We start from the raw sequence: 23,755 nt of genomic DNA, 5'->3' as shown, positions 1-23,755 counted from the left end.
ATTAAAGTCCCCGTTCCTTTACCCATGGGGTTACTTTGGTGTCTAAGGTTAAACGTTCAGCACCAGCTGCAACGATGCGGTCACCCTCCATCAATTCACCACTAACTTCCAGCCCGCTAGAGGTTAACCGGCCGATAGTGACCGGAACCGCTTCAAGCTGTTCTGAGCTTGAATAGCGCCATATCTGTGCTTGGGTTGAGTTATCTCCGGCATAACTCACCGCTTCAGGCGGCAGGTACCAAAGTGGTGCTGCGGTATTGGATTGTAATTTGTTCAAATCCAGTCGAACCGTGGCACTCATTCCATCCAGCAGCGTGATATCGTCAGGTTGTGGCAGTGTCAGTTTAATTTCATAGGTCAGGCTTTGCGTGTTGGCCTGGGTTGTATAAGAGGCTAGCTGTGCGAGATAGACCTTGTCGCTGTTGCTGAAGCGAACTTCAAACGAGGCATCCTCGCTGAAGGGGTGCCCATTGCTATGTGGTATGCGCTGCACAATTTGTTCAGGTAAATGAAACACCACATCTAACAGTTCCGGTTGTTGAATAATGGCGACGGTCTCCTGCACTTGGACAAACTGCCGATTATCAGCTGGGACTTGGGCAATTACACCATCATATGGAGCGCGTAGTTTGGTGTGTGTGAGCTGTTCTTCGGCCTGATCAAAAGTGGCCCGAGCCGCCCGCCAATCATTTTCTGCTTCATCAAACTGGGATTGGCTGACGGCTTTGTGTTGCAAAGCAAAACGCATACGTTCCAGTGAGGCCTTGGTTAATTCTAAGCGTGCGCGGGCGCTATCTAACTCACTTCTTGCATTACGATCATCGATGCGGGCGATAACATCACCGGCGTGAACTCGTTGGCCAGGTTTGACTTTGAGTTCTATGAGTTCACCAGCTATTCGAAAAGACAGATTACTTCGGATGGTGGCTTCCACCTGTGCCGGGAACTGCCGCATTGCACTGGCGGTTCCTGGTTCAAGTGTCATCAATTTAACGGGTTGTGCCAGAAATACTGACTCTGCCGGGGGCTGCTCACATCCCGTCATCACCAGCAGAGTTATTATGATTGGCATTAAATAGAGGCGAGTAACGGACACATTAAGCTCCTTGCTAGAGTTTCAGCATTTTGAAAATTATGGTTAACTGACATTCATGAATGTCAGTGAGTTGTATAATAATATCGATACACAGACTTTGCTATCTATTTAATGTCAAAATATTGAAAAAATTTGTAAATTGGAGTCGCCATGTCCCAACGTAAGGCTGATGCCGAACGTACTCGAGAGCTGATTTTGGATGCTGCAGAAATTACTTTTTTGGCTCAGGGTCTATCCCGAAGCACCTTGGCTGATATTGCTAAAGCCGCAGGAGTCACCCGAGGAGCCATATATTGGCACTTTGAGGATAAAGCCGCAGTGTTTGATGCGCTGCTTGAGAGGGTGCGCACGCCTCTCGATGAGATTGTGGATGATGCGTTGGAGAAAAACGGCACAACACCCGAAATATGTATTCGCAACATTGCCAAACATGCATTGAAAGCCATTTGTTATGACCTTGCGTTGCAACGGGCAGCAACTATCGTATTTCATCGCTGCGAAAAACTAGAAGATGACCACCCACGGATCAGCATGTTCACTCGACTCTCTGAACACTCCGAAGCGAAAGTAGAAAGCTTATTCGAACAGGTCCAGCTCGCCGGGAATTTACGGGCTGGCCTTACTCCAGCCATTGCTTGTCGTCAGTTCCATGCTTTTATGATTGGTGTCTGTTTTGACTGGTTACAAGATATCCGTAAATACGCTTTGGCAGATGAAATAGACTGCATCGTTGAGACATTAATGCTCGGTCTATTAGTACAGCCTTTGGCGGCTGAATCAGAATGAACATTTGCCGATTTATTATTGTTAGAGGATTTTAGCCGTGCAACTGACTGCAGCGATAATCGGAATACTGATCTACTACATTTATATAGCTGCTGTCGGGCAGTGGTGTCGCAACAATAATATTTCCCGACCATTAGCTTTTCGGGTGGGGGCAGCAGCTTGTTTGCTGCTGGCGCTGGTTGTGATGGTGATTGCCAGTCTGTACTTCGGCAGAATTATGCTGGTAAATGATGATCCGTTAATCACAGCTGCTTGCATCATTGCTATCGCGCTACTAGGTGGTTTGCGCTGTCGTGATCGAGTATCAAAACAGCATCCCGGTCAAACATAAATACGACGATTGTTACCCTGCTATGGCCAGGGGATACTCTTTTTATATGTTGCCCACATTTGTGAGTCATCTTCCAGCTTTTTGCACCTAATACAGTTAATCCAAATATCGAATGCTCGGCCCTCATATATGAGAAAATCCTGCTCTGAACCAAATGTTCAGATTTTGTTGTTTCCGTATTCTATGTGGGTCAAACAAATGCAAATGAACAATGCGGTTAGCTGATTTTATTCGAGCAGAAATTGAACCCATTCTTCAGGATTGGGAAGAATTCGCGAAAACGATCCTAAATGCCAAGCATATGAGCAAAACCGGGCTTCGCGATCATGCCAGAGATATGTTGCTGGAAATTGCTGACGATCTCGATACGCCTCAAAGTGAGTCAGAACAGATCGCTAAATCCAAAGGATTCGAGCCGACGAGTGACGAAGAGTCCTGGGCAGAAGTACATGGCGGCGATCGGCAAACCAGTGGTTTCAGCGTTATGGAAACAGTTTCTGAGTTCAGGGCGCTTCGTGCGAGCGTAGTGTCACACTGGACCAAAGCTTATAAAGATATTCCTTTTGAACACCCTGAAGATCTCACCCGATTTCATGAAGCCATCGACAAGGCCGTTGCCGAATCGTTAGAGCAGTATGCAACCGAGAAAGAAATGGAGACACGGCTTTTCGGGGCTATTCTGCTGGCATCACCAGATCCGATTTATGTACTGGATCTTCAAGGCCGATTTATTTATGCAAATAAAGCCACAGCCGATCTTTTTGCTTTGCCACCCGAGGAGATTATAGGCAAATCCACTTTTGACCTTGGGTTTCCGTTCGCGGCGGATTTCCAACACAATCTAGAAAAGGTGATGGCAGATCAATCGACCCACCGAGGCAAGTTTGTCCATACCTTTAGCTCTGGTCAGGGGGATAGGTTCGAGTATTTGCTTGCGCCAGTGTTGGACGAGCAACAAAATACTGAAGCCACAGTCTGCATTTCCAGAGATATTACAGAACAAGCACTTGCTGAAGAAAAAATATGGCACAACGCACACCATGATCTTCTGACAGGGCTGCCTAATCGGCGGCTTTTTCTGGATCGTCTGGAACAAGAGGTCAAGCATGTTAAGCGTAGCAGTCTTCCTCTTGCTGTGCTTTTCCTGGATCTTGATGGCTTTAAAGTCGTAAACGACACGCTTGGTCATGAAGCAGGGGACCGTGTTTTGCAACTCGTGGCAGAGCGGCTGACAAATTGTGTTCGAGAGGAAGATACAGTTGCCCGTTTGGGCGGTGATGAATTTACCGTGATTCTCACCGGCGCTGAGCATCAAAAAGATGTTGAACTTGTGGCCCAGGCCATTATTGATGCGATTGCGATGCCGTTTGATCTTGTACAACAGTCTGTGCTGATTTCCACTAGCATTGGCATCTCACTGTTTCCAGAAAATGAAATGTCTTCTATCGCGATGCTGGAAGCTGCTGATCATGCCATGTATAAAGCCAAAAAATCCGGTTCTAATCGGATCTGTTTTTATCAAGCATTTGATAGCACTGATGGAAACTCAGCTTAAGTGGGTAACTCAAGTTATCAATGGAGCGAATTGACTCGATTGTTAGCTACGCGGACTCAAGCTAATCAGATATAGTGAGAAAACTGATCCAGGCATTGCTAATATCTTTATGGGTAAAAAAAGCAAGAAAATACAGGTTCATACGATCGCTGATGTTAAGAATGCCTTATCAAAACCAGCAGGCAGGATGCTGCTAGAAGTCATCCTGGAAAAAGAAACGACCTTTCATGCTGCCTGGACACATTTTCAAACGGCAGAAAATGATCCCGAAGCATTACATGATATGCGTGTTGAGCTGCGTCGATTACGGGTGTGGGTAAAACTCGCCCGCGATGAAGTCAAAACCAAACAGTCCACTCGTAAACGGCTGAAGGCGCTGGCCAATTCGAGCAATCCAGTGCGTGATCATGAGGTGATGCTGGCCTGGTTGGCTTTGGCACAAAAGCAGATTGGTGAGATGCCTGCTCTTGATAAGCTGATTGAATATGGCAAACAAGCCTATCAGCAGTCGACGGAGTTACGTTTTTCTACAAAGCAGGAACTGGAACCTCAGATCAAACAAAAAATGGGTATTGGCTTAGGCCAATGGCTTGATAAAACGGTTGAACAGCGTATTGAGCTGATTAACCAACTTTTGCGAGCTGGGATGCAGGAAACGCACCTGGCACGAATTGAAATTAAATATCTGCGTTATCTGATCGAACCTTTTATCGATACAGTTAATAACGCAAAAGCACTGGTTGAGTGGTGTAAAGAGGTTCAACAACTGCTGGGGGATTTCCATGATATGCAGGTTTTTCGCAGCCACCTGCCGGAATTTGCTCGCTGGGTCATCGATCATGAATTGACAGAAATTACCTTATTAACTGGCAAACAATCCTCAGCCATTACCAAAGTTTTTGCCAATGCTCGCGAACCAGTGATTGCCTTGTCTGGCTGGCAAGATCAGGAGCTGCAGCGGCAATGGCATAAGTGGCTGGTCCTGCGGGATAATTATCTGAAGAAGCTAGAAGAGCTTCGAAAATATTGAAATTCAAGTAACTTTATCTGTGTCATATTAAGTGTAGGTTATGCATGAATCAGACTGAGATAACGGTTACTGACTGCTCGTCAGGTTAATAAAACTACATTGCTTATGTCTCTGCCGTTAAATGCTTAGCCAACAATCCCGGTCCTTGCCATGATTGATTCCAGGGCAGACAGACGCGATGACCACTGCCGGGAGCCTTTGCTATTGGTTGGTCTTGCTGATCAAACAACGCCTGCAGATTAAAGCTGACATTGCCTGAAGGTGTTATCAGTTCCAGCGTATCGCCAATACCAAACTGGTTGCGTACATCAATGTCCAGTCGTTGTTTGGTATTATCAAAACCAACCACTTCCCCCACATATTGCTGACGCAGATTGCTGGAATAACCGTGCAGATAGTTTTGTTGTTCCTGAGTCGGATGCCGTTGATAAAAGCCATCGGTGTAACCACGATTAGCAAGATTATCGAGTTGGCCGATTAATCGTGGATCAAAAGCCCGACCAGCGACTGCATCGTCAATCGCCTGACGGTAAATCTGTGCGGTTCTGGCGACATAATAAACCGACTTGGTGCGTCCTTCGATCTTCAGGCAATCCACGCCGATTTTGCTCAGACGTTCGATATGCTGAATGGCCCGCAGATCCTTTGAGTTCATGATATAGGTGCCATGCTCATCCTCAAAAATCGGCATCAATTCACCAGGTCGGTTTGCTTCTTCGATAAGATAAATATTGTCGGCAAGCGGATGTCTTTGCTGGCCTCCACAATCTGAAAGTTGATGTTCCTGCAGGGCAGAAAAGGCATTGAAATCAATTTTTTGTGGCGAATCATCCTGTTGATCGCTGGCATGGGTTTTGTAATCCCAGCGACAGGCATTGGTACAGGTTCCTTGGTTCGGATCGCGGTGATTGAAATAACCTGATAACAGACATCGACCGGAATAGGCAATGCATAAAGCTCCGTGAACAAATACTTCCAGTTCAATATCCGGACACAATTGGCGGATCTCTTCAATTTCATCGAGCGATAGTTCACGGGATAAAATTACCCGGCTTAAACCTAAAGACTGCCAGAACCGAACCGCTTGATAATTGACCGTGTTAGCCTGAACGGATAAGTGAACTGGCATCTCTGGCCAGCGTTCTCGTACCATCATGATCAAACCCGGGTCGGCCATAATCAGAGCATCCGGCTGCATAGCAATGACCGGCTCCATATCACTCATATAGGTTTTGATTTTTGCGTTGTGAGGCATCAGATTACTGGCAACAAAAAACTGCTTGCCCAATTGATGCGCTTCCTCAATGCCCTGCTGCAAAATATCGAGCTTGTGAAAGGCATTGTTGCGTACACGCAGACTGTAACGAGGTTGACCGGCATAAACCGCATCTGCACCAAAAGCAAATGCATAATGCATATGTTGGAGACTTCCAGCAGGTAGCAGTAACTCAGGCGCTTTCATCGGGTTTACCCATTAAAAAAAGCGGGAATTATAATCAAACAAAAACTTATACAGGCCTAAACAAAGACATTTACTGATCTTGATCAACATTTTTGATGTGTAAGTAAATATTCCATTCTTGAACCTTTTTCTCGTTCAGATCGTTCCTTAATTTATATACCTCTCTTGTTTCTAGCATTAGACGGCTATCCTTGATTTACCATCCAATTTGCTAGATCCCTTCGAAAAAATACTTATCAAACCTGTTGGTAAAAATGGATTCAACACTCGATCTCAAATCAAATACTTCAAGAATCGCTACTTTTGATCTGGCACGGGGTCTGGCGATTCTCTTTATGATGCTGATACATGTGCTGGACTTTTACGGTCAGGCGGATGTTCGCAGCAGTCTGTTTGGAAGTGTAGTCAGCTTTCTTGGCAGTCCGCCGGCAGCTCCAGTGTTTATGTTTATCATGGGAATATTTATTGTATTTTCGACCCGTCTGGACGTGGCCACGGGTCTGCGCCGAGCTGCATGGCTGTTTGTTATCGGTTATGTGCTCAATCTGTTACGCGGTTCTATTCCATTGTGGCTATCGTTGCAATTGGGACTGGTGAGCTATGCTGAACTGGAAGCGGGTGGGGTTTCGCCCTTGAGCGAATTTCTGATTGTCGATATTCTGCAATTCGCCGGACTTGCATTTGCCATCTGCGTTTTTCTCAAACACTACTTTCCTCAGCCAAAATACTGGTTGGCCACAGGGGTGATCGTTGTTTTTCTCTCACCGCTGCTTTGGGATATTTCCAGTGGCTGGATTGTGCTTGATGAAGTGTTGAAATTATTGTGGGGAAACAAATATCAAGGTTCGATGTTTCCGTTATTTCCCTGGTTGGCTTACCCGCTGTTTGGAATGGCATTCGGTTTTTGGTTTAAACGGACTAATTCTCCTAAACGTTTCTTTATCAATACGCTATGGCTTGGTCTTGCTTTACTGCTTGTCGGTACGTTATTGACATTATCGAATATGGATTTTCATTACCCGTATTTTTTGCGAAGTGGACCCGGGGCGACGATCTGGATCAGCGGTTTTGTTTTGCTCTGGTTGGGGATATGTCGATTTGTTGTCGAAAATATTGCTTTAAATCGTGTTGTGGAATTACTGTTCTTTTGGAGCAAACATGTTACCGCCATTTATATTCTGCAATGGATTATTATCGGTTGGGGACTGATGGCGGTCGGTGTGCAGCAGCTCAGCTTCATCAATACGTTGTTGGCAATGTTCGTGGTCATCCTGCTTTCAGACCTGAGTTTGCGTGGCTGGTTAAGGGTTCGAAAATCGAGTAATGCTTAAATCAGCTCAAATGAATATGGAGATAATATGACCATTCAAACAAAATCGCTGGTCGCCTTTGCACATGTCGCGGAGGTCGAACGAAGCATCAAGTTCTACGCTGATCTTGGCTTCACCGTGGCGAATAGCATTATTGCGGATGGACAGACGGCACTCAGTTGGGCTTGGCTACAAAGTGAACAAGCCAATCTGATGCTGGGGCTGGCGTCAGCGCCAATTGACGCATCCCAGCAAGCTATTCTTTTCTATCTGTACTTTGACGATATCAAGCAGACCCACAATATTATGGCCGAACTGGGCCATAAGCCGGGTGCAATTAACTATCCGTTCTATATGCCTAATGGCGAGTTAAGACTTGAAGATCCTGACGGATATGTATTGATGTTGGCTCAATCATAAAAAAAACCTTCTCACAATCCATTTCCATCGGTTTGCTCGATGGTTCTCCCGCTATTTGTCAGTTACATCATTCGGATCTGTAAGCAGTCATAAATTAGGTATAAATTATTGAAAAAGCTTTTATAGCTTTTAAATAGTTGAACCTCGTGTGTTACCGCGATAAGGAGAAAAGTATGGACTCAGCCAGTGCACTCACCGGAAATTGTTTATGTGGTTCTGTCAGTCTGACTGCAAAACCCAAAAGCTATCATATTGGAGCATGTCATTGTGAGACCTGCCGGAAGTGGGGCGGGGGACCACTTCTAGCTGTCGAATGTGGTGGCGATGTAAATTTTGACGGTGCCAAAAATATCACTGTTTATAATTCTTCAGAATGGGCGGAGCGGGGATTTTGCCAGAAGTGTGGTACACATTTATTTTATCGCTTGAAGCAGGGCGAAATGTATGCCATTCCGGTTGGGCTGTTTGATGAGAATGAACAATGGCAGTTAGCCGACCAGGTATTTATTGACCGCAAGCCGACTTACTACAGCTTTGCAGAAAAGACCCGAAATCTCACTGGCGAAGAGCTTTTTGCCCAGTTTTCACAGTGAATACTCAGTCCAACGTATGGAGTTTAGATGATTGCCGAAAAGCCGATGCCTGAATCAACCGAAGAAAAATCGCGGAAAAAATCGTTATTCAATGTGATCAGCAATACTGAAATACCGTTAGCGGTGTATGCCGCCATTTTCATTACCATGGCTGGGTTGTGGGTGTTCCAGGAACTGCATGAAGATGTGACTTTGGGTTTGTTTACCGAGTTGTTGGGCGCGGCATTTACGCTGTTTATTATCGACACTTTGCTGGTGCGTTCCAAAGCAAAACGCTGGAAACTGGTTCAGCAGCATATTGATTATCTGATTGCTCGCAACGTGAATCGTTTGCGTGATGGGATCGCGGTACGGTTTCTAGGATTTGAACCGGATATTCCTGACGGACTTACCGAAGACAAACAACTGGCGGCCATTCGTCAGCAACGTGCTGAGTTGCTGTTAAAAATGGCAGATGTGGAACCTGAGCAATTGGTGACACATTTATCGGAAAGCAGTTTGTTTACTGAAAATACTTATCTGTATCTCAATGAACGAGCGGACGATATCTGGGACGTTATTAATATGAAATATGCTGAATATATGGCCCCAGAGCTGGTTTCCAGTCTTATACGCTTGCATACACATATCAAGGATGTCTGTGGTCATCTGCGCCAGTTTCAACGGGCAGAACGCTTTCCGGAAGATGCTGTTTATTATCACCAGATTGCCAGAATGGGCGCCGGTTTCAGTGTTGCCGAAATCATCAAATTGGTGAATGAACTTAAAGCGATGGGATATTCGGAATCAGCAGCTATTTCAGGACATATTGCTGCTGATCTCGACAGGGTGAAATAGCTTTCAAGCGCCTCCCGATTAGCGATTACGGGAGGCCTTGTATCATTATTAATTTAAGCTGTTGATTTTTAGAGAGTTCGTTTAATTCTTGACGAACTTTTTTAGATTGCGCCAGATTTATATGTGGCGGTAATTGAGCCACCAAAAAGCTGCCTACCTGGGCTGAACGTAATGGTTCGTCGAGAAATAATCCATGCAAATGCATGCGTTGTTTTATGTCATTTTGTATCTCAGCAGAAGGTGAAGCAAACAGTATTTCTTTCACTGCCTGAGTAATCATCTTGATAGGGATAACTGAAAAGCAGGTACCAATTATTAATACCATTAGCGGGTCGGCAAACCGCGCCAGCGGTGCAAACGGTGATTGCTTAATCAGAAAAGCAATAATAAAACCTAATAACACCGCGGCGCTTAACCAGGTATCCATCTGCCATTGACGCAGCTCAGCTCTCAGTAAAGCAGTATTGGCTTGCTTCTGACGATGATGAATGAGTGCCCAGGTAATCGCACAGCCAGTGACATTGATCAGTCCAAAGGCCAATGCAATATCAATATTCACCTCTCTGCCGCCCTGCAATAAACTCATCGTGGCAAAAGCCACAGAAAAAAGGCATACCAGCGCCATTACGATACCTTTGACCAATACCGCTATTGGTTCAATGGTTAAACGGCCAAAAGGATACTGCCCGTCAGCTGGTTGATTCGCCAGTTTGAGCGCCAATAAAGACAGTGATGCCAACGCCAGTGACAACAATGAATAAGCACTGTCGAACAAGATCATGACCGAACCGCTCCACAGCCCGATGATCAATCCTGAAATGGCAAATAATCCTGCAGATAAAGCAGAGATAAATAATGCCTGGCGCTCGATGTTTGATCCCATGAAAAGTCTCCCTTTAAATTCGTGGCCGATTGTAGGGGGATTTATTTGTTCGACAAAATCTCTCAGCGCCAATAATATTAGCTCTGAAAACAATAATAGGTTTGGGCTGCCATGCGCATTGAACAGATAGAAGCATTTTTGATAACGGCCGAAAACGGATCTTTTGCACGTGCCGCAGAGTTAATGGGAAAGCGGAGAAGCACCTTAAGTGCAGCGATTTCAGCCTTAGAGGATGAGCTTGCCGTCAGTCTGTTTCAGCGCTCGGGCAATAGTTTGCAACTGACGCCGATTGGGCAAACATTATTAGCGGATAGCCAACGTTTGTTGCAAAGTGCAAAACGTATTGAACAGCTTAGCCAGCAACATCTTGAAGGGATCGAAGCCGAACTAAAAATAGCCCGTGATGACTCGCTGCCAGAACAGTTTTGGCATCAATGCATGCATGATTTACAGCGTGAATTTCCGCAAACATCCACCGCCGTTTATTTGCTGCCCTCACAGGAACATGCCGAGTTCATTCGTGCCGGAATCGTTGATATCGCACTGGGTGTGCATAATTCGGTAGAACTTCAGCATCGTCTGGGCATGGTTGAACAACGCACGGTGGTCAGCCCCGAACATCCTCTGGCAAAACTGGCGCAAGTTACTCGTCAGGATCTGAGTCAGTACACACAAGTCTGTCTGACCTATCTGCAAAAAGGTCAGCTGGTCATTCAAGATCAGGTGGGTCGCCAATACTTGGGGCTGACTATGTATGAGTTAATCCGTGATGCCGTGCTAGGGGGAAATGGATGGGCCATACTTCCGGAAACATTGATTCACGAACAGCTTAATCAGCACTCCTTGGTTAGTCTGGCTACCGAAGCCACACTGCCTGCAGTGTATTTTCAATGTTTAACCAATGGTCCCAATCTCAAAGTGGCCACCTGGGTAAGAAACTGCGTTACTAAAGAATTAACGCGGAAATTTAAGATTTAAGCTAATAAAAACGCTGTGCTGTATGTTCAGTGAATGTAATTCGGCATTTTTAGGATTCATCCGTTATTTGCACGTTGCATAACAATCATGAATTGATGTTTTCCCGTAGCTGATTGTGCTTTATTCCATATCAATCCCGTATTGCTGAGGTTTATCCTGCTCACTTGTTTTGGTGTCTTGCCAAAACGAATAAAAAAAGCGAAACCTTATATGAGTGAGAGAGATAAGGCTTTTTTTGATAGAGCGGATGCCTATATCAAATTAGCCAATAACCAAATGGAAAAAGGCATTCAAGCAGGAGAAGTCAGTCCGTCGTTTATGTATGGTTTAGCCAGATACAGTGCATGGTTCACAGCATCTGGCTGGACAAATGCCAACGATATGGCTGATGCAAAAGATGAAACCGTCAGATTTTTTGTCAGTGAATTTCGGCGGATGTTGGAATTGAATATGGATGACTATATTCAGAATTTCGACAATTATGTTCAGGCTTCTGAACAGCTGCAAAACAAAGGGTAAGCTCTCGCTTACCCTTTTTTCTATTTAACCTTTCTGTCAGTCAACGCTAGATTTCGTCTACTGCTTCGGTACATTCGGGCAATGTTTGACCACCATCCACCACAATTTGCTGGCCGGTAATATAGGCGGCTTCATCAGAAGCAAAGAACAGTGCTGCATTAGCAATATCTTCTACTGAACCAAGTCGTTTCAGTGGGATCGCGGCCGCCATGCTGTTGAGATAGTCTTCACCCAGACTGGCTAAACCTTCGGTCACAATATTACCCGGCATCACAGCATTAATGGTGGTGTGGTAACGCGCCAGTTCCATTGCTGCAGTCCTCATAAAACCCAGTTGACCAGCCTTGGTCGCTCCGTAATGAGACCAGCCGGGATAACCTGTAATCGGACCAGTTATGGATGAGGTGATAACAACGCGGCCTTTACCAAGTTTTTCAAAATGTGGAATGCAGGCTTTGACACAGAGGAAGGTGCTTTTCAGATTGGTCGACATCATGTCATCCCAATCCTCTGGTGTGAGGTCGATAATTTTCTTTTGTGGGAAGCTTCCGGCATTGGCGCAGAGGATATCCACTGGTCCGAAGGTGTTTTCTGTGTGTTCGACCAGTACCTGAACCTGATCCCAATTAGCGACATCACATAAAAAATACTCTGCTCTACCGCCTGCAGCCTTAATTTCCTCCACGGTTTCTTTTGCTGCAGACTCACCGCGTGCAGCAACCATCACCTTGGCACCTTGTCTGGCAAATACACTGGCAATGCCTTTACCAATACCTTTTGAGCCACCTGTGACAATGACAGTCTTGTTTTGAATAGATGTCAGCATGAACTACCTCCAGAATAGGGACAACTTAGTTAACAGTATTTTTAGCATAAATCTGTTTCTTTGCAACAAAAATATTGCAAGTCGGACATTTTGGCGATATAAATATTTTTAACCGGACTCTATTTAGGTAGCAAACGATGGCAGGTTTATACAACAACGAATATCTGCAGCAATTAGCTGAGCAAATAAAATCATTATTAATACATTGGAATATCGATGAAGATGCCAATGTCTCGCTGTTAACGGTCTCGGAAAATGCCACTTATATGGTGAGTGATGAAAAGCAAATGCAACGCTTTATTATTCGTGTGCATCGACCCGAATATCACTCTAAACAGGAAATCCATTCCGAGTTACTGTGGATTCAATCGCTGCGTGAGCAAGCGTTATTGAACACCCCTGAACCGTTAACCATGCGTGATGGATCATTGATTGCTTCGTTTAAAGATAATGGGGTTGAACGTTATCTGGTGGCGTTTGAGTTTATGCCGGGTAAACAACCGGATGAAGATGAATCCCTGATTCAGGGATTCGAGATATTAGGTGCGACGTCTGCCAGATTGCATCAACAGGCGCGGCAATGGTCTTTGCCGGAAGGCTTTAACCGTAAAAAATGGAATTTTGACAGTGCTTTTGGGGCAAATCCATTGTGGGGAGACTGGCGAGAAGCGCCTGGACTGGATGAAGAAGGGCAGGCGATATTAGAACAATTATGCGACGTGTTGGAAGCAAAGTTAGACCATTACGGTGAAAGCCCGGATCGTTTTGGGTTGGTGCATGCTGACTTGCGCTTGGCGAATTTATTAGTCGACGACAAACAGCTAAGCGTGATTGATTTTGATGACTGTGGCTTTAGCTGGTTTATCTATGATTTTGCCTCGGCGGTATCATTCCTTGAAACCTCGCCTTTATTGCCCGAGTTGCAACGTGCCTGGGTGCGTGGCTATAAATCAATAGCGCCGCTTTCAGCCGAAGGTGAGGCGATGATTTCAACATTGGTGATGTTTCGTCGATTGTTACTGACTGCCTGGGTGGCAAGTCATCCGGAAACGGAAACGGCTGCTGAAGCTGGCTTTGAACAATTCACTTTTGGCACTATTGAACTGGCAAAAAACTATCTGAAACAGCAGCACCAAGACAGCGATGACGTGTTAACCGAAAAGCGTATTCTGGATATGAATGCTTTTGAAGCAAGCTCCAGCAGCCATCCGCAAAATGTCATGCGACGTCTGAATAATGTCGGTTCAGCATCGGTATTGTTTTATCAGGAACCGATCGAAATGCTATCGGCACAAGGTGCATGGATGTATGCGGCGGATGGTAAACGTTATCTTGATTTCTACAATAATGTGCCTTGTCTGGGGCATTGCCATCCCAGCGTGGTTCAGGCGGTTTACCGACAACTTGCTACATTAAATGTACATACCCGTTATCTGGTGTCGGTCGTGGATGAATATCTTGAATCGCTGAAAGCAACGTTGCCTGCCTCAATTGCCAACATCGTGATGACTTGCTCAGGCAGTGAGGCTAATGATCTGGCGATGCGTCTGGCAAAACAGGCTTCCGGGGGACAAGGTTTTATTGTGACTGAAGATGCTTATCACGGTAATACCAGTCTGGTGACCGAGGTGTCTCCGTCGATTATTAAACAAGGTAAGTTACCAGATTATGTGGTGGCGATCCCGGCACCCTCATCGAATGTATATGGTCAGGATATTGAAACGGGCTTCGCCTTAAAAGTCAGTGAAGCCATTGAGCTGTTGCAGCAAAGGGGCTATAAAGTTGCCGGCCTGTTAGTGGATACCATTTTTTCCTCAGATGGTATCTATACCGAGCCGAGAGGCTTTTTAAAACAAGCGGTGGATGTGGTGCATAAGGCGGGCGGCGTATTTATCGCCGATGAAGTGCAGCCGGGGTTTGCAAGACTGGGTGAAACATTCTGGGGCTTTGATTTTCATGGAGTGATGCCGGATATTGTGACTATGGGCAAACCGATGGGTAATGGTTTTCCGATGGCTGCTGTAGCCACCAGACCAGATTATCTGGCGAGCTTTTGTGCCGATGTCGGATATTTCAATACCTTTGGGGGAAATCCGGTGGCCGCAGCGGCAGGGCAAGCTGTGCTGGACACGATCCAGCAGGAGCATTTGCAAGCTAATGCCCTAGTGATGGGACATTATTTAAAAACCCAATTGCACTCTATTGCCGAGCAATCAGCGAATGTCGCCGAGGTAAGGGGGCAGGGGCTGTTTATCGGAATCGATATCGGCAAAACAGACAATAAACACATTCCTGATCCGCTCAAAACCAAACAAATCATCAATGGATTAAAAGCGGCTGGCGTATTGATTGGCGCAGCGGGACGGTTTGGCGCTACTCTCAAATTACGTCCGTTGTTAACCCTGACACAATCTGAAGCTGACTTCTTTTTAGAGGCGTTTTCTCAACAGGTTTGACGTTTTATCTGAACCGGTTGTTACCAATACTTATTGGACAGGGGCTTCGATAATCGTTACTTGTTCGGTGGATAAGGCTTTTTTCAGTGGCCCACTGGGTTTTTTGTCGGTGATTAAATGATCGATTTCATTCCACTGTGCATAACGTGCGGTGGCCAGACGATCAAATTTGCTGTGGTCGGCAACCACCATATTGTGGGTACTTTGCCGAATCATCTGCTTATACACATCAGCTGCATCAACTAACGCATCTGATGGACCGGTTGATGCCAAACCACTGGCACCCAAGATCGCCCAATCGGCCGTGTAATTTGCCAGAAACTGACAGGTGACTGAACCATGGGTAGCACCTTCTTCTGCGTGATAAACGCCCGGTGCCATTATCACCTTAATTGTCGGGTTAAATGACAACACCGTGGCGACCCCGAAAGAATGTGTAATAACGGTGATATTGTTCATTTCATAGGCAATACGCTTGGCGACTTCAACCGTCGTCACCCCTGAACCGATCATTATTACTTTTGCACCTTTCAGCAGTGGAGCAGTTTTTTTAGCGATAGCAGCACGTTCTGCAAGATTGGCTTTATGCCGTTCATTAAGCACTGGTTCCACTGCCTGACGCAGTAACGCACCACCGTAAGTCCGGCTGATAAGGTTCTGTTCAGCCAGTTCTTCCAAATCGCGTCGAATAGTCTCGGTGGTCACTTTTAAGGCTGAAGCTAATTCGCTGACACGCATCGAAGGATGAATGGTCAGTTCATCAATAATCGATTTGTGGCGGGCAGTTTTTTTGCGTGACATGTTCCGAGCACTCGCAGTTGTTGGCTTGAAAGGTACCATATTCATTAACGATTTAGCACATTCAAACAAATTCCAAAGGCTGGATAAGGGTGTTGACTGTATTCCAGCTACTCTCCTGGTTCTTGCAGAAAATCGCGCAATTTATTCTGGTAAAACCATAGCTTTATTCATTGAACAGGATAATAATCGCGTTGAAGGAAAATTCTTCAATTACAGTGTGTTGCGTGGCATTTTCGTGGTTCGGGAATGTGATGGAAAGTAGAGGGTATGGTTATTTTTTCGATCTGATATTTATTAAGGATGCTGAAAATGATTAAAAAAACGCTGTTAATAATCATGTTTTTCACCTTGGCTGCCTGTGGTGGTAGCGGCGGTTCTGTTTCGGGTGAATATATTGGTCAGGAAAACGCATGGGTCGACAAACTGGTATTTGGCCCTGACGATAAGGTGAGGGCAATTGATGGTGATGAGACCGCTCTGGGCATATTCACTGTTGAAGGCGATAAGGTCATGGTCGCTATCGGGGGAGATCAGAACCCGATGACAATCAGAAAAGATGGCTGTCTCGATGGCGGCTATGTAGGAGTTTATTGTAAGAAATAAGTTAAATTTATTGTCACCATTATTATTTTATTAACCATCAAGCTGGCGGGTACAATACCCGTCAGTTTTTTGTTGGTTGTAATCGCTTCATCTCCTTCAAGTCTTTATATCATTTGAAATGTGACCAACATTTAACCGATCTCTTGGTCTCAAACACGTGTATTTACATAAGGCATCACCATGAAAATCTATAGCACCCTGATCCTGTCACTGGTTTTTCTGGCCGGTTGCAGTAAGCAGGACTCGATATCGGAAGCAGTATTAGTTTACGAGAACCGAAATGCTCTGCAATGCGAAACTACGGGTATCACACCTGCTCAAAGTGTTGCCAAACTCAATGCGGCAGGGATTGAAGTCAGCAAAACGCATTGTGGTCATAAAACCGGCGTGATGTATCCAGCGGCATGCGGTATGGGCACTGGCAGCATATTAATCCATGAAATAACACAGGCAGATCTTGCTGCTGCGCAGCAAGCGGGCTTTGGGATCGTTGCAGAACTGCTCAATAGTGAGCAAGGCACTGGTTATGAAATTGTTGAATGTGAAGTGATTGAATAAACCGATGATGAGCATATTTCAGATGATGCGAAGCAGTTTTGTAACCATTATGTTGGGGTTAATGCTGATTGCCTGTAGTGGGGAATCAGATTCAAATTCAGCTGTTCCTGATACCAGTACCGCGGAGGTGATTGAGCAGCCAGCACCGATGCCGAAAATTTATATTGATCAGATCATTGTTCCGACTTCAGCGGAACATCGCAGGGAGTTGTACAGAGATTTATTGGATGTTTGTAGAGAAGAGCGCATTCCGACCAAAGCCTTGTTGGAAAGTGAAGCACTGAAGATAGGTACAATTCGTCTGCAGCGATGGTTGGATCAGGATAGAACAGCGTACCGGCTGGAATTCTGGGACTATAAGATCGCTGGGCCGCAAAAAAAACCTCGCTGTCATTTCCAGCTGGTCAGCAGCGGTCGTCATGTATTGATTGATCAACAAGGGCTGCGTGGTATCAATTTAAATGACAATCAGCCATTTAATGTCGCCCCGTTGGCCAGTACCGATGCGACTTTGCTGTTACGCTCTCCGGCCAGAGCAGAGACAACATCTGCAGGTAGGCTGCAAACTGTCGCTGGACAGCCATGTGTAGAGAGAGCTATTGCAGGTAACAAAGGTGCTATTGCCTGTACTTGGGTAGGTGGAGTTGAATGGGGCTTTGAGCCACGGGGCTCCAAGGTCACTTCAGTTCTGGAGGCGCACCACTATGAACTGTTCAGAAGTATTACACTGCAGCAAGAACCTGGTGGAGATGTGCAGGATAAGGTCACAACGGTTGCGTTTCGAATTAACAGGGCTTTTGACGAATCAGCTATGCAACCTGCACCGGCAACGGCGTGGCCGGCCCAACGTCCGTTACCTTGATTGGATGCGTTGCTAATTGACAAGTCAGGCTTGAAAATGACCTTTTTGCTATAACTTAACCGTTATTTAATGTGACAGTGTCAGCCTGCAGTGAGTTAGACAAAATGTTTTTTTTGAAACTAACAATGTTGTCCGCAGTTTAAATAGCGTTATTTTTAAACCTTGTCGAATAATGACACTCTAATACGACTAAGCTTTTACACAACGCCGTGAAGGAAACGCAAGTGATGGAAAATCACATCATTGATGTGCGCAATCTCAGTAAAAAGTATCCCTCTGGATTTCAAGCGTTAAATCAGATCAATCTACAAATTAAACGGGGCGAGATCTTCGCTCTGTTAGGCCCCAATGGCGCTGGCAAGACCACGTTAATTAGCATTATTTGTGGTCTGGTGAATGTGGGCGAAGGTCAGGTGTTGGTCGGTGGCTATGATGTCGTCAAAGACTATCGGCAGGCCCGCAAACAAATTGGTTTGGTGCCACAAGAATTAGCCATTGATGTGTTTGCCTTTGTCTGGAATACCATGGTGTTCAGTCGCGGTGTGTTTGGTAAGCCGCGTGATGATGCGTATCTGGAAGAAATTCTTAAAGCATTATCGTTATGGGATAAACGCCACGCCAAAATCCAATTCCTTTCCGGTGGCATGAAACGCCGGGTGTTGATTGCTAAGGCTTTGGCTCATGAGCCGGAAATATTATTTCTGGATGAACCGACCGCCGGTGTCGACGTGGAGTTACGTCGTGATATGTGGCGTCTGGTGGAAAAGTTACGTCAACGAGGCACCACCATTATTCTCACCACGCATTACATTGAAGAAGCCGAAGAGATCGCCGATAGGATTGGCATTATTAATCATGGTGAGATTCTGTTGGTGGAAAACAAGCGTGAATTAATGAAAAAACTGGGGCGTAAACAACTTATCCTGCAGTTACAGCATCCGATTACAGAGCTACCCAGCGAACTCAATGGCTTTGTGTTGCAAATTGGCGAAGACGGCAAAACGTTGACCTATGATTACGATAACAATCAACCATCCAATCATGTGACTGAAGTGCTGGCGGCGATTCATCGTTCTGGTATTGAGCTGAGCGATGTGCAAACCAAACAAAGCACCCTGGAACAAATATTTGTCAGTCTGGTGGAGGAGTCAAAATGAACTGGTATGCGATTAAAGCCATTTATTTATCCGAACTCCATCGTAGCTGGCGCACGCCGCTGCAAAGTATTGCTTCGCCGGTGTTGTCTACCTCGCTGTATTTCATCGTATTCGGGTCGGCCATCGGTTCGGCGATGACTGAAATCGGTGGTGTCAGTTATGGAGCCTTTATTATTCCGGGCTTGATCATGTTGATGGTGTTGACTGAAACCACCTCCAACGCCTCATTCGGCATTTATATGCCCAAGTGGTCCGGTGCAATATACGAAGTTTTGTCGGCACCGGTTTCGGCATTTGAGATTGTGGTTGGTTATGTGGGAGCAGCTGCTACTAAGTCGATTATTCTGGCGATGTTGATTTTGCTCACCGCCAAATTATTTGTGGATTACTCGATTCTGCATCCGCTGTGGATGATGCTGTTTCTGGTGCTGACCTGTATTACTTTCAGCATGCTGGGTTTTATCCTTGGCGTTGTGGCCGATGGTTTTGAAAAGTTACAGGTTATTCCATTGATGGTAGTCACACCTTTAGCCTTTCTGGGGGGCACATTTTATTCGATCAGCATGTTGCCGGAGTTCTGGCAGAAAGTAACCTTGTTCAACCCGGTGGTGTATCTGGTTAGTGGTTTTCGCTGGAGTTTTTATGGCACCGCGGATGTTAGCCTGACATTAAGTCTGGTGATGGTTTCCGCTTTCCTGATCGTGTTTATGCTGTTTATCTGGTGGATTTTTAAAACGGGCTATAAAGTAAAAGTGTGATGCACGCTTTAACAGCATTGTTTTTAAGCCAAGCAGGACAAGTCAAAATCTATTATTGCCATAATTGATCCAAATGCTTGAAATGCCATTTTGATGGATCTTCAGGTCCCTCAATGGTTTCTTTGCAACTTGGCAGTGCGAGATCTATAACCTGTATTTGAATAGGGGCTTTTGAACGCAATGAAAAAAACACTTTCACTTTAGGTTTTACCAGAGATGTCACTCCAGGCTCGATAACTACCGCAAGGCGTTGTGATGTCAACCGCACTAATGAACCAACTGGATATATGCCGACCATTTTTACAAAAGTATTGAAGATTTGTTTGTCAAAATGACCTTCCCAGTTGGCCATTTCTCGAATCGTACCGGCAGGATCCCAAGCCAGTTTATAAGCACGTTCTGAAGTCACAGCATCATAGACATCACAAATGGCTGCCATTCGCGATAAAAGTGATATTTCTTCACCCTGTAAACGACTTGGGTAACCTAAACCGTTGATTTTTTCGTGATGATGCAAAGCGATATCCACCACCTCGGGCTCGGCACCTGAATCCTGAAGTAATTTGGCACCGGCAGCCGGGTGTTTTTTCATGATGTCGTATTCTGCATCAGAGAGTTTTCCGGGTTTGTTTAGCACATCCAGAGGCATAAGCGCTTTACCAAGATCGTGCATTAATCCACCAATCCCTGCGATTTTTATCTGCTGTTCATTAAGATTAAGCTGGCGTGCCAGTGATATCATCAATGCACACACGGCGACTGAATGCATATAAGTGTAGTCATCATGAGTTTTCAGCCGAGCCACACTGAGAATTGCTGCCGAATTTCGCTGCACCATTAAATCAATTTCATTAACTAACGGTAATGTTGTATGAGGGTCGATGGCTTTACCCAGTCGGGCATCTTTGTACATCGCCATAACGAAGGGTTTGGCATCATTGAACACTTTTCGTGCACGAACGATATCTTCTTCCATTGAGCTTGGAACGACGGATTTTATATCTTCGGCAGTTTGCTCAATCTTCTCTGGAGAGGGTGATGATTCTTCAGTCGTTGATCGTGTTGAAGAATTAGTGGAAGTGTTATTTTGTAGGGGCTCGCCTTTGTCCTCATCGATCCAGACTTCCTCAATGCCGGCCTCAAGAATTTTTTTAATATCATCTGGATCTGTTAACAAAAAGCTGCTGCGTAAAAACGGGTGTTTCATCCATGAACCGCCAAGCTTCTGTATAAACATTCCAGGTCTTAGCTCACTTGAGGAAATGCACTTGACCAATGTTGTTGTCCCTTAAACGGCAAAACAATCAAAAAACTTTTCATCACTTTAATCTGGCGAGTGTGAAATTTATGTGTTTTTAATTTAAAAAATAGAGGAGTATCCTCAAACGCATAGCAGCAAAAAGCCCTATTAAGGTATGGCTTGAAAATACATAGTGAATAAAAACAATGGGTGAACAGATGCAAGATGATAATCAGCAGGCAGAACCTGAACTGGAAGCGCTTTTAAACCAGGCTATTGCGGAGGGATTTGTAGAGGTTCCGATCCTGCCTGAAGTCGCCAATAAAGCATTTATGCTGGCCAATGATAAAGAGTCTGATGCAAGTCAAATGGCGCGGTTGATTGAAAGTGATCCATCGCTTGCTGGGCATGTGATGCGTATCGCCAACTCGGCAGCTTATACTCCGATGTCAAATCTGACATCACTGCAACAGGCGATTGCCCGGCTGGGTATGGTAACGGTCAGTGAAATTGCTATTAGCGCCGTACTCAATGCGAAATTATTCAATACCCCGGGTTATGAAGGCTATGCAGAGGCAATCTGGCAGCAGGCACTGGCGACATCATTGTGGGCTAAGGAGATTGCCAGCCATTGCAACGTAAATGTCGAAGTCGCTTTTCTGGCGGGATTGATTCATTCAATCGGCCGCCCTGCAGTACTTCAAACGCTGATTGATGTTGCTGAGCAACAAAGTTTACCTTTGGATGATGCCATTGTTCATCAGCTGGAAGAGAAATACTGGCTGATCGTTTCGCAGATGATCGTTATTCGCTGGCGCATGCCGGCTCTGGTCATTGAAACCATTCAACATCTCGAAACGCCTTCGACTGACAAACAGGCAAGTCAATTGGCCGCAGTAGTAAACATGGCCAGGTATGCTGCTGATGCCATGCTCAATGATGAGTTGGCAGATAATTTTCCGCAGTCATCCATCGCTATTGTTGAGTTCGAATTAGCAGATACCCAGAAACTATTAACCAAGAAAGATCAGATCAACGAGCGACTCAAACAGCTGGCGGCTTAATAATTGTTATTCAGATATTCGTTTTTCAGTTTCACATAGTTCTGGCAGGCATACTGGAAATAATTCAGTTCGGTTTCAGTCAGTGGCCGAACTTGTTTTACCGGTGAACCGAGATACAGATAACCGGATTCAAGCCGTTTCCCCGGTGGCACCAATGAACCAGCCCCAATCACAACCTTGTCTTCAATAACCACCCCATCAAGAATGGTGGAGGACATGCCAACTAAAACCTGATTACCAATTGTGCAGCCGTGCAGCATTACCATATGACCCACAGTGACATCATTACCGATGGTTAACGGATGACCTTCCGGGTTAAATTTGCTGGCGTGGGTAATATGCAAACAGGAGTTATCCTGAATACTGGTGCGAGCGCCAATGCGGATTTGATGCATATCACCACGAATCGACACCAACGGCCACACCGAGCTGTCATCACCGATTTCAACATCGCCAATAATCACGGCACTGTCATCAAGCCAAACCCGTTCACCGAATTTAGGCTGTTTTCCCCGAAAATTTCGAATCACTTTGTTTATCCCACTGATTAGCGTTATGAAAATTCTATTTCAAATAGTGTCTGCGAGTAACAAAATTCAATTTTAAACATCATCAGGAGATTGATATGGCAAACAATCTTGCATTACATCGCGGTATGGTGGTGTCTACTGAAGATCCGTTACAACAAGGACGAATTCGAGTACAGACAATTACTACAGGTGAAGAGTTATGGGCCAAGGTTAATAATATTCCGCTGGGGGCTTTTAAAGTCAAAGCCGTTTTTTCCGTAGGTGACTCTGTGATGTATTTAGCCCATGACTCAAATAGTGACGCTCTGGTGCTATATATGGAAAAGTCAGTCTGTATTGCCGAGCAGCAAAATGCTCCATTACAACTAGCATTCAATACAGAAAATGTGATCACGCTTTCAGTTGATGAAAATGCGTTAACTTTAGCCACAAGTTATGGCCAGCAAGTGACTTTAAGTGCGGATGGCGAGATCAGGATTTCAGCCAGCAGAATATCGATGAATGCCGATCAGCTAAGTTTGGCAGCTAGTAATCTCAGAGTGGATACGCAATTGGTTAACTTTTCGGGTGTTTTGAAATGTGACGCTTTGATTGCCAACAGTGTTATTGCTGCCCAATACAGCCCTGGCGAAGGCAATATCATGTAAGTTAAATTAGCTAAACAGTTCAACCCCACATAACAGCAATAAGGCCACATTGGCCAGCAGACCAATCATAAAAAACCAGGTTCGTGGGCTGGGGTTCTGTTCGGTGGCAATGACATAATACAAAGCCATATGCCCGATTCGGGCGATGGCAAAAATCCACACAATGATGCCGGTCCATAACGCATTGGTACCAATTAAAATTGCCATAAACGTGGTGCCAAACATTAATGGCAGATTTTCCAGGGAGTTCATAAAAGTGCGATGGGCTCTAAACACAAAAGAGTCATGGCTCAGATTTTCAGCAATCTTGCCGGGGATCGCCCCAGCCTGTGAGGCTTTGGTTTTGCTGGCAACAAACCATTGCACCAGCAGCGTCAACAAGATGATAAACAAGCCGGAAAAAGTCAGCTGATAAATATTTGCGAGTGTCATTTTTGAGTCTCTTCAATGGTA

General features: G+C 45.3%; 27 protein-coding genes. 19 read left to right on the top strand and 8 right to left on the bottom strand.

Features of this window, described 5'->3' with window-relative positions:
• Position 1: 1 nt before the first annotated feature.
• Positions 2-1,096: an efflux RND transporter periplasmic adaptor subunit gene (locus Q7V21_RS13270; protein ID WP_304917746.1), complete on the bottom strand. Its 1,095-nt coding sequence runs from the start codon at positions 1,094-1,096 to the stop codon at positions 2-4.
• Between the two features lie 150 nt (positions 1,097-1,246).
• Here Q7V21_RS13270 and Q7V21_RS13265 point away from each other — a divergent pair, with 150 nt between their 5' ends.
• From Q7V21_RS13265 to Q7V21_RS13250, 4 genes are all read left to right on the top strand, one after another.
• Complete coding sequence (locus Q7V21_RS13265) at positions 1,247-1,882, top strand: TetR family transcriptional regulator (protein WP_304917745.1); 636 nt, start codon at positions 1,247-1,249, stop codon at positions 1,880-1,882.
• 37 nt (positions 1,883-1,919) lie between these two features.
• Positions 1,920-2,213 (top strand): hypothetical protein, encoded by a 294-nt coding sequence (locus Q7V21_RS13260; protein WP_304917744.1) that lies wholly within the window; start codon positions 1,920-1,922, stop codon positions 2,211-2,213.
• A gap of 211 nt (positions 2,214-2,424) precedes the next feature.
• Positions 2,425-3,768: a diguanylate cyclase domain-containing protein gene (locus tag Q7V21_RS13255; protein ID WP_304917743.1), complete on the top strand. Its 1,344-nt coding sequence runs from the start codon at positions 2,425-2,427 to the stop codon at positions 3,766-3,768.
• Positions 3,769-3,955: 187 nt separating this feature from the next.
• Entirely contained in the window at positions 3,956-4,798 is an 843-nt protein-coding gene (locus Q7V21_RS13250; RefSeq protein ID WP_304917742.1) for a CHAD domain-containing protein, read from the top strand.
• Positions 4,799-4,901: 103 nt separating this feature from the next.
• Here the strand turns inward: Q7V21_RS13250 and yegQ are convergent, their stop codons facing one another.
• The gene (gene yegQ, locus Q7V21_RS13245) at positions 4,902-6,260 is read right to left on the bottom strand and encodes a tRNA 5-hydroxyuridine modification protein YegQ (protein ID WP_304917741.1); all 1,359 of its coding nucleotides are present in this window, start codon (positions 6,258-6,260) and stop codon (positions 4,902-4,904) included.
• Between the two features lie 254 nt (positions 6,261-6,514).
• On the opposite strand from yegQ, the gene Q7V21_RS13240 reads away from it, so the two are divergent.
• The 4 genes from Q7V21_RS13240 to Q7V21_RS13225 all read left to right on the top strand — a co-directional run bounded on the left by Q7V21_RS13240 (position 6,515) and on the right by Q7V21_RS13225 (position 9,420).
• A complete protein-coding gene (locus Q7V21_RS13240; protein WP_304917740.1) occupies positions 6,515-7,591 on the top strand; it encodes a heparan-alpha-glucosaminide N-acetyltransferase domain-containing protein in 1,077 nt (358 codons plus the stop codon).
• Positions 7,592-7,618: 27 nt separating this feature from the next.
• Positions 7,619-7,990, top strand: coding sequence for a glyoxalase/bleomycin resistance/extradiol dioxygenase family protein (locus Q7V21_RS13235; RefSeq protein ID WP_304917739.1), 372 nt, complete (start codon positions 7,619-7,621; stop codon positions 7,988-7,990).
• Between the two features lie 173 nt (positions 7,991-8,163).
• Positions 8,164-8,583 (top strand): GFA family protein, encoded by a 420-nt coding sequence (locus Q7V21_RS13230; protein ID WP_304917738.1) that lies wholly within the window; start codon positions 8,164-8,166, stop codon positions 8,581-8,583.
• A gap of 27 nt (positions 8,584-8,610) precedes the next feature.
• A complete protein-coding gene (locus Q7V21_RS13225; RefSeq protein ID WP_304917737.1) occupies positions 8,611-9,420 on the top strand; it encodes a hypothetical protein in 810 nt (269 codons plus the stop codon).
• A gap of 25 nt (positions 9,421-9,445) precedes the next feature.
• Here Q7V21_RS13225 and Q7V21_RS13220 read toward each other — a convergent pair whose 3' ends face one another.
• Entirely contained in the window at positions 9,446-10,303 is an 858-nt protein-coding gene (locus tag Q7V21_RS13220) for a cation diffusion facilitator family transporter (RefSeq protein ID WP_304917736.1), read from the bottom strand.
• A gap of 111 nt (positions 10,304-10,414) precedes the next feature.
• Between Q7V21_RS13220 and Q7V21_RS13215 the strand changes: the two genes are divergently transcribed.
• Positions 10,415-11,281 carry a LysR family transcriptional regulator gene (locus Q7V21_RS13215; protein ID WP_304917735.1) on the top strand — a complete coding sequence of 289 codons (867 nt, stop codon included), beginning with the start codon at positions 10,415-10,417 and terminating at the stop codon, positions 11,279-11,281.
• A gap of 210 nt (positions 11,282-11,491) precedes the next feature.
• Entirely contained in the window at positions 11,492-11,800 is a 309-nt protein-coding gene (locus Q7V21_RS13210) for a DUF3144 domain-containing protein (RefSeq protein ID WP_304917734.1), read from the top strand.
• Between the two features lie 46 nt (positions 11,801-11,846).
• Here the strand turns inward: Q7V21_RS13210 and fabG are convergent, their stop codons facing one another.
• A complete protein-coding gene (fabG, locus tag Q7V21_RS13205) occupies positions 11,847-12,626 on the bottom strand; it encodes a 3-oxoacyl-ACP reductase FabG (RefSeq protein WP_304917733.1) in 780 nt (259 codons plus the stop codon).
• Between the two features lie 137 nt (positions 12,627-12,763).
• On the opposite strand from fabG, the gene Q7V21_RS13200 reads away from it, so the two are divergent.
• A complete protein-coding gene (locus tag Q7V21_RS13200) occupies positions 12,764-15,082 on the top strand; it encodes an aminotransferase class III-fold pyridoxal phosphate-dependent enzyme (protein WP_304917732.1) in 2,319 nt (772 codons plus the stop codon).
• 30 nt (positions 15,083-15,112) lie between these two features.
• Here the strand turns inward: Q7V21_RS13200 and Q7V21_RS13195 are convergent, their stop codons facing one another.
• Positions 15,113-15,883: a DeoR/GlpR family DNA-binding transcription regulator gene (locus Q7V21_RS13195; protein WP_304917731.1), complete on the bottom strand. Its 771-nt coding sequence runs from the start codon at positions 15,881-15,883 to the stop codon at positions 15,113-15,115.
• On the opposite strand from Q7V21_RS13195, the gene Q7V21_RS13190 reads away from it, so the two are divergent.
• The 6 genes from Q7V21_RS13190 to Q7V21_RS13165 all read left to right on the top strand — a co-directional run bounded on the left by Q7V21_RS13190 (position 15,873) and on the right by Q7V21_RS13165 (position 19,821).
• Entirely contained in the window at positions 15,873-16,145 is a 273-nt protein-coding gene (locus tag Q7V21_RS13190; RefSeq protein WP_304917730.1) for a hypothetical protein, read from the top strand. The genes Q7V21_RS13195 and Q7V21_RS13190 overlap by 11 nt on opposite strands.
• A 47-nt stretch (positions 16,146-16,192) precedes the next feature.
• Complete coding sequence (locus tag Q7V21_RS13185; RefSeq protein WP_304917729.1) at positions 16,193-16,486, top strand: hypothetical protein; 294 nt, start codon at positions 16,193-16,195, stop codon at positions 16,484-16,486.
• A 180-nt stretch (positions 16,487-16,666) separates the two neighbouring features.
• Complete coding sequence (locus Q7V21_RS13180; protein ID WP_304917728.1) at positions 16,667-17,044, top strand: hypothetical protein; 378 nt, start codon at positions 16,667-16,669, stop codon at positions 17,042-17,044.
• A 4-nt stretch (positions 17,045-17,048) separates the two neighbouring features.
• Positions 17,049-17,906 (top strand): hypothetical protein, encoded by an 858-nt coding sequence (locus tag Q7V21_RS13175; protein ID WP_304917727.1) that lies wholly within the window; start codon positions 17,049-17,051, stop codon positions 17,904-17,906.
• Positions 17,907-18,133: 227 nt separating this feature from the next.
• Entirely contained in the window at positions 18,134-19,063 is a 930-nt protein-coding gene (locus Q7V21_RS13170) for an ABC transporter ATP-binding protein (protein ID WP_304917726.1), read from the top strand.
• On the top strand, positions 19,060-19,821 hold the full coding sequence (locus Q7V21_RS13165) for an ABC transporter permease (protein WP_304917725.1): 762 nt from the start codon (positions 19,060-19,062) through the stop codon (positions 19,819-19,821). Before Q7V21_RS13170 ends, Q7V21_RS13165 begins: the two co-directional genes overlap by 4 nt.
• 52 nt (positions 19,822-19,873) lie before the next feature.
• On the opposite strand, the gene Q7V21_RS13160 is transcribed toward Q7V21_RS13165, so the two are convergent.
• The gene (locus Q7V21_RS13160) at positions 19,874-21,058 is read right to left on the bottom strand and encodes an HD-GYP domain-containing protein (RefSeq protein ID WP_370654064.1); all 1,185 of its coding nucleotides are present in this window, start codon (positions 21,056-21,058) and stop codon (positions 19,874-19,876) included.
• A 221-nt stretch (positions 21,059-21,279) separates the two neighbouring features.
• On the opposite strand from Q7V21_RS13160, the gene Q7V21_RS13155 reads away from it, so the two are divergent.
• Positions 21,280-22,125 (top strand): HDOD domain-containing protein, encoded by an 846-nt coding sequence (locus Q7V21_RS13155; protein ID WP_304917723.1) that lies wholly within the window; start codon positions 21,280-21,282, stop codon positions 22,123-22,125.
• On the opposite strand, the gene Q7V21_RS13150 is transcribed toward Q7V21_RS13155, so the two are convergent.
• Positions 22,122-22,655, bottom strand: a complete 534-nt coding sequence (locus Q7V21_RS13150; protein ID WP_370654063.1) for a gamma carbonic anhydrase family protein — start codon at positions 22,653-22,655, stop codon at positions 22,122-22,124. The two genes, Q7V21_RS13155 and Q7V21_RS13150, sit on opposite strands and share 4 nt — an antisense overlap.
• Before the next feature lie 95 nt (positions 22,656-22,750).
• Here Q7V21_RS13150 and Q7V21_RS13145 point away from each other — a divergent pair, with 95 nt between their 5' ends.
• On the top strand, positions 22,751-23,302 hold the full coding sequence (locus Q7V21_RS13145; protein ID WP_304917722.1) for a hypothetical protein: 552 nt from the start codon (positions 22,751-22,753) through the stop codon (positions 23,300-23,302).
• A 6-nt stretch (positions 23,303-23,308) separates the two neighbouring features.
• Here Q7V21_RS13145 and Q7V21_RS13140 read toward each other — a convergent pair whose 3' ends face one another.
• The gene (locus Q7V21_RS13140) at positions 23,309-23,734 is read right to left on the bottom strand and encodes an MAPEG family protein (protein WP_304917721.1); all 426 of its coding nucleotides are present in this window, start codon (positions 23,732-23,734) and stop codon (positions 23,309-23,311) included.
• Positions 23,735-23,755 lie beyond the last annotated feature (21 nt).

The sequence above is a fragment of the Methylophaga sp. genome, assembly GCF_030651745.1.
Note: the sequence above shows the minus strand (reverse complement) of the source record. Positions and strands in the feature narration are given on the sequence as shown.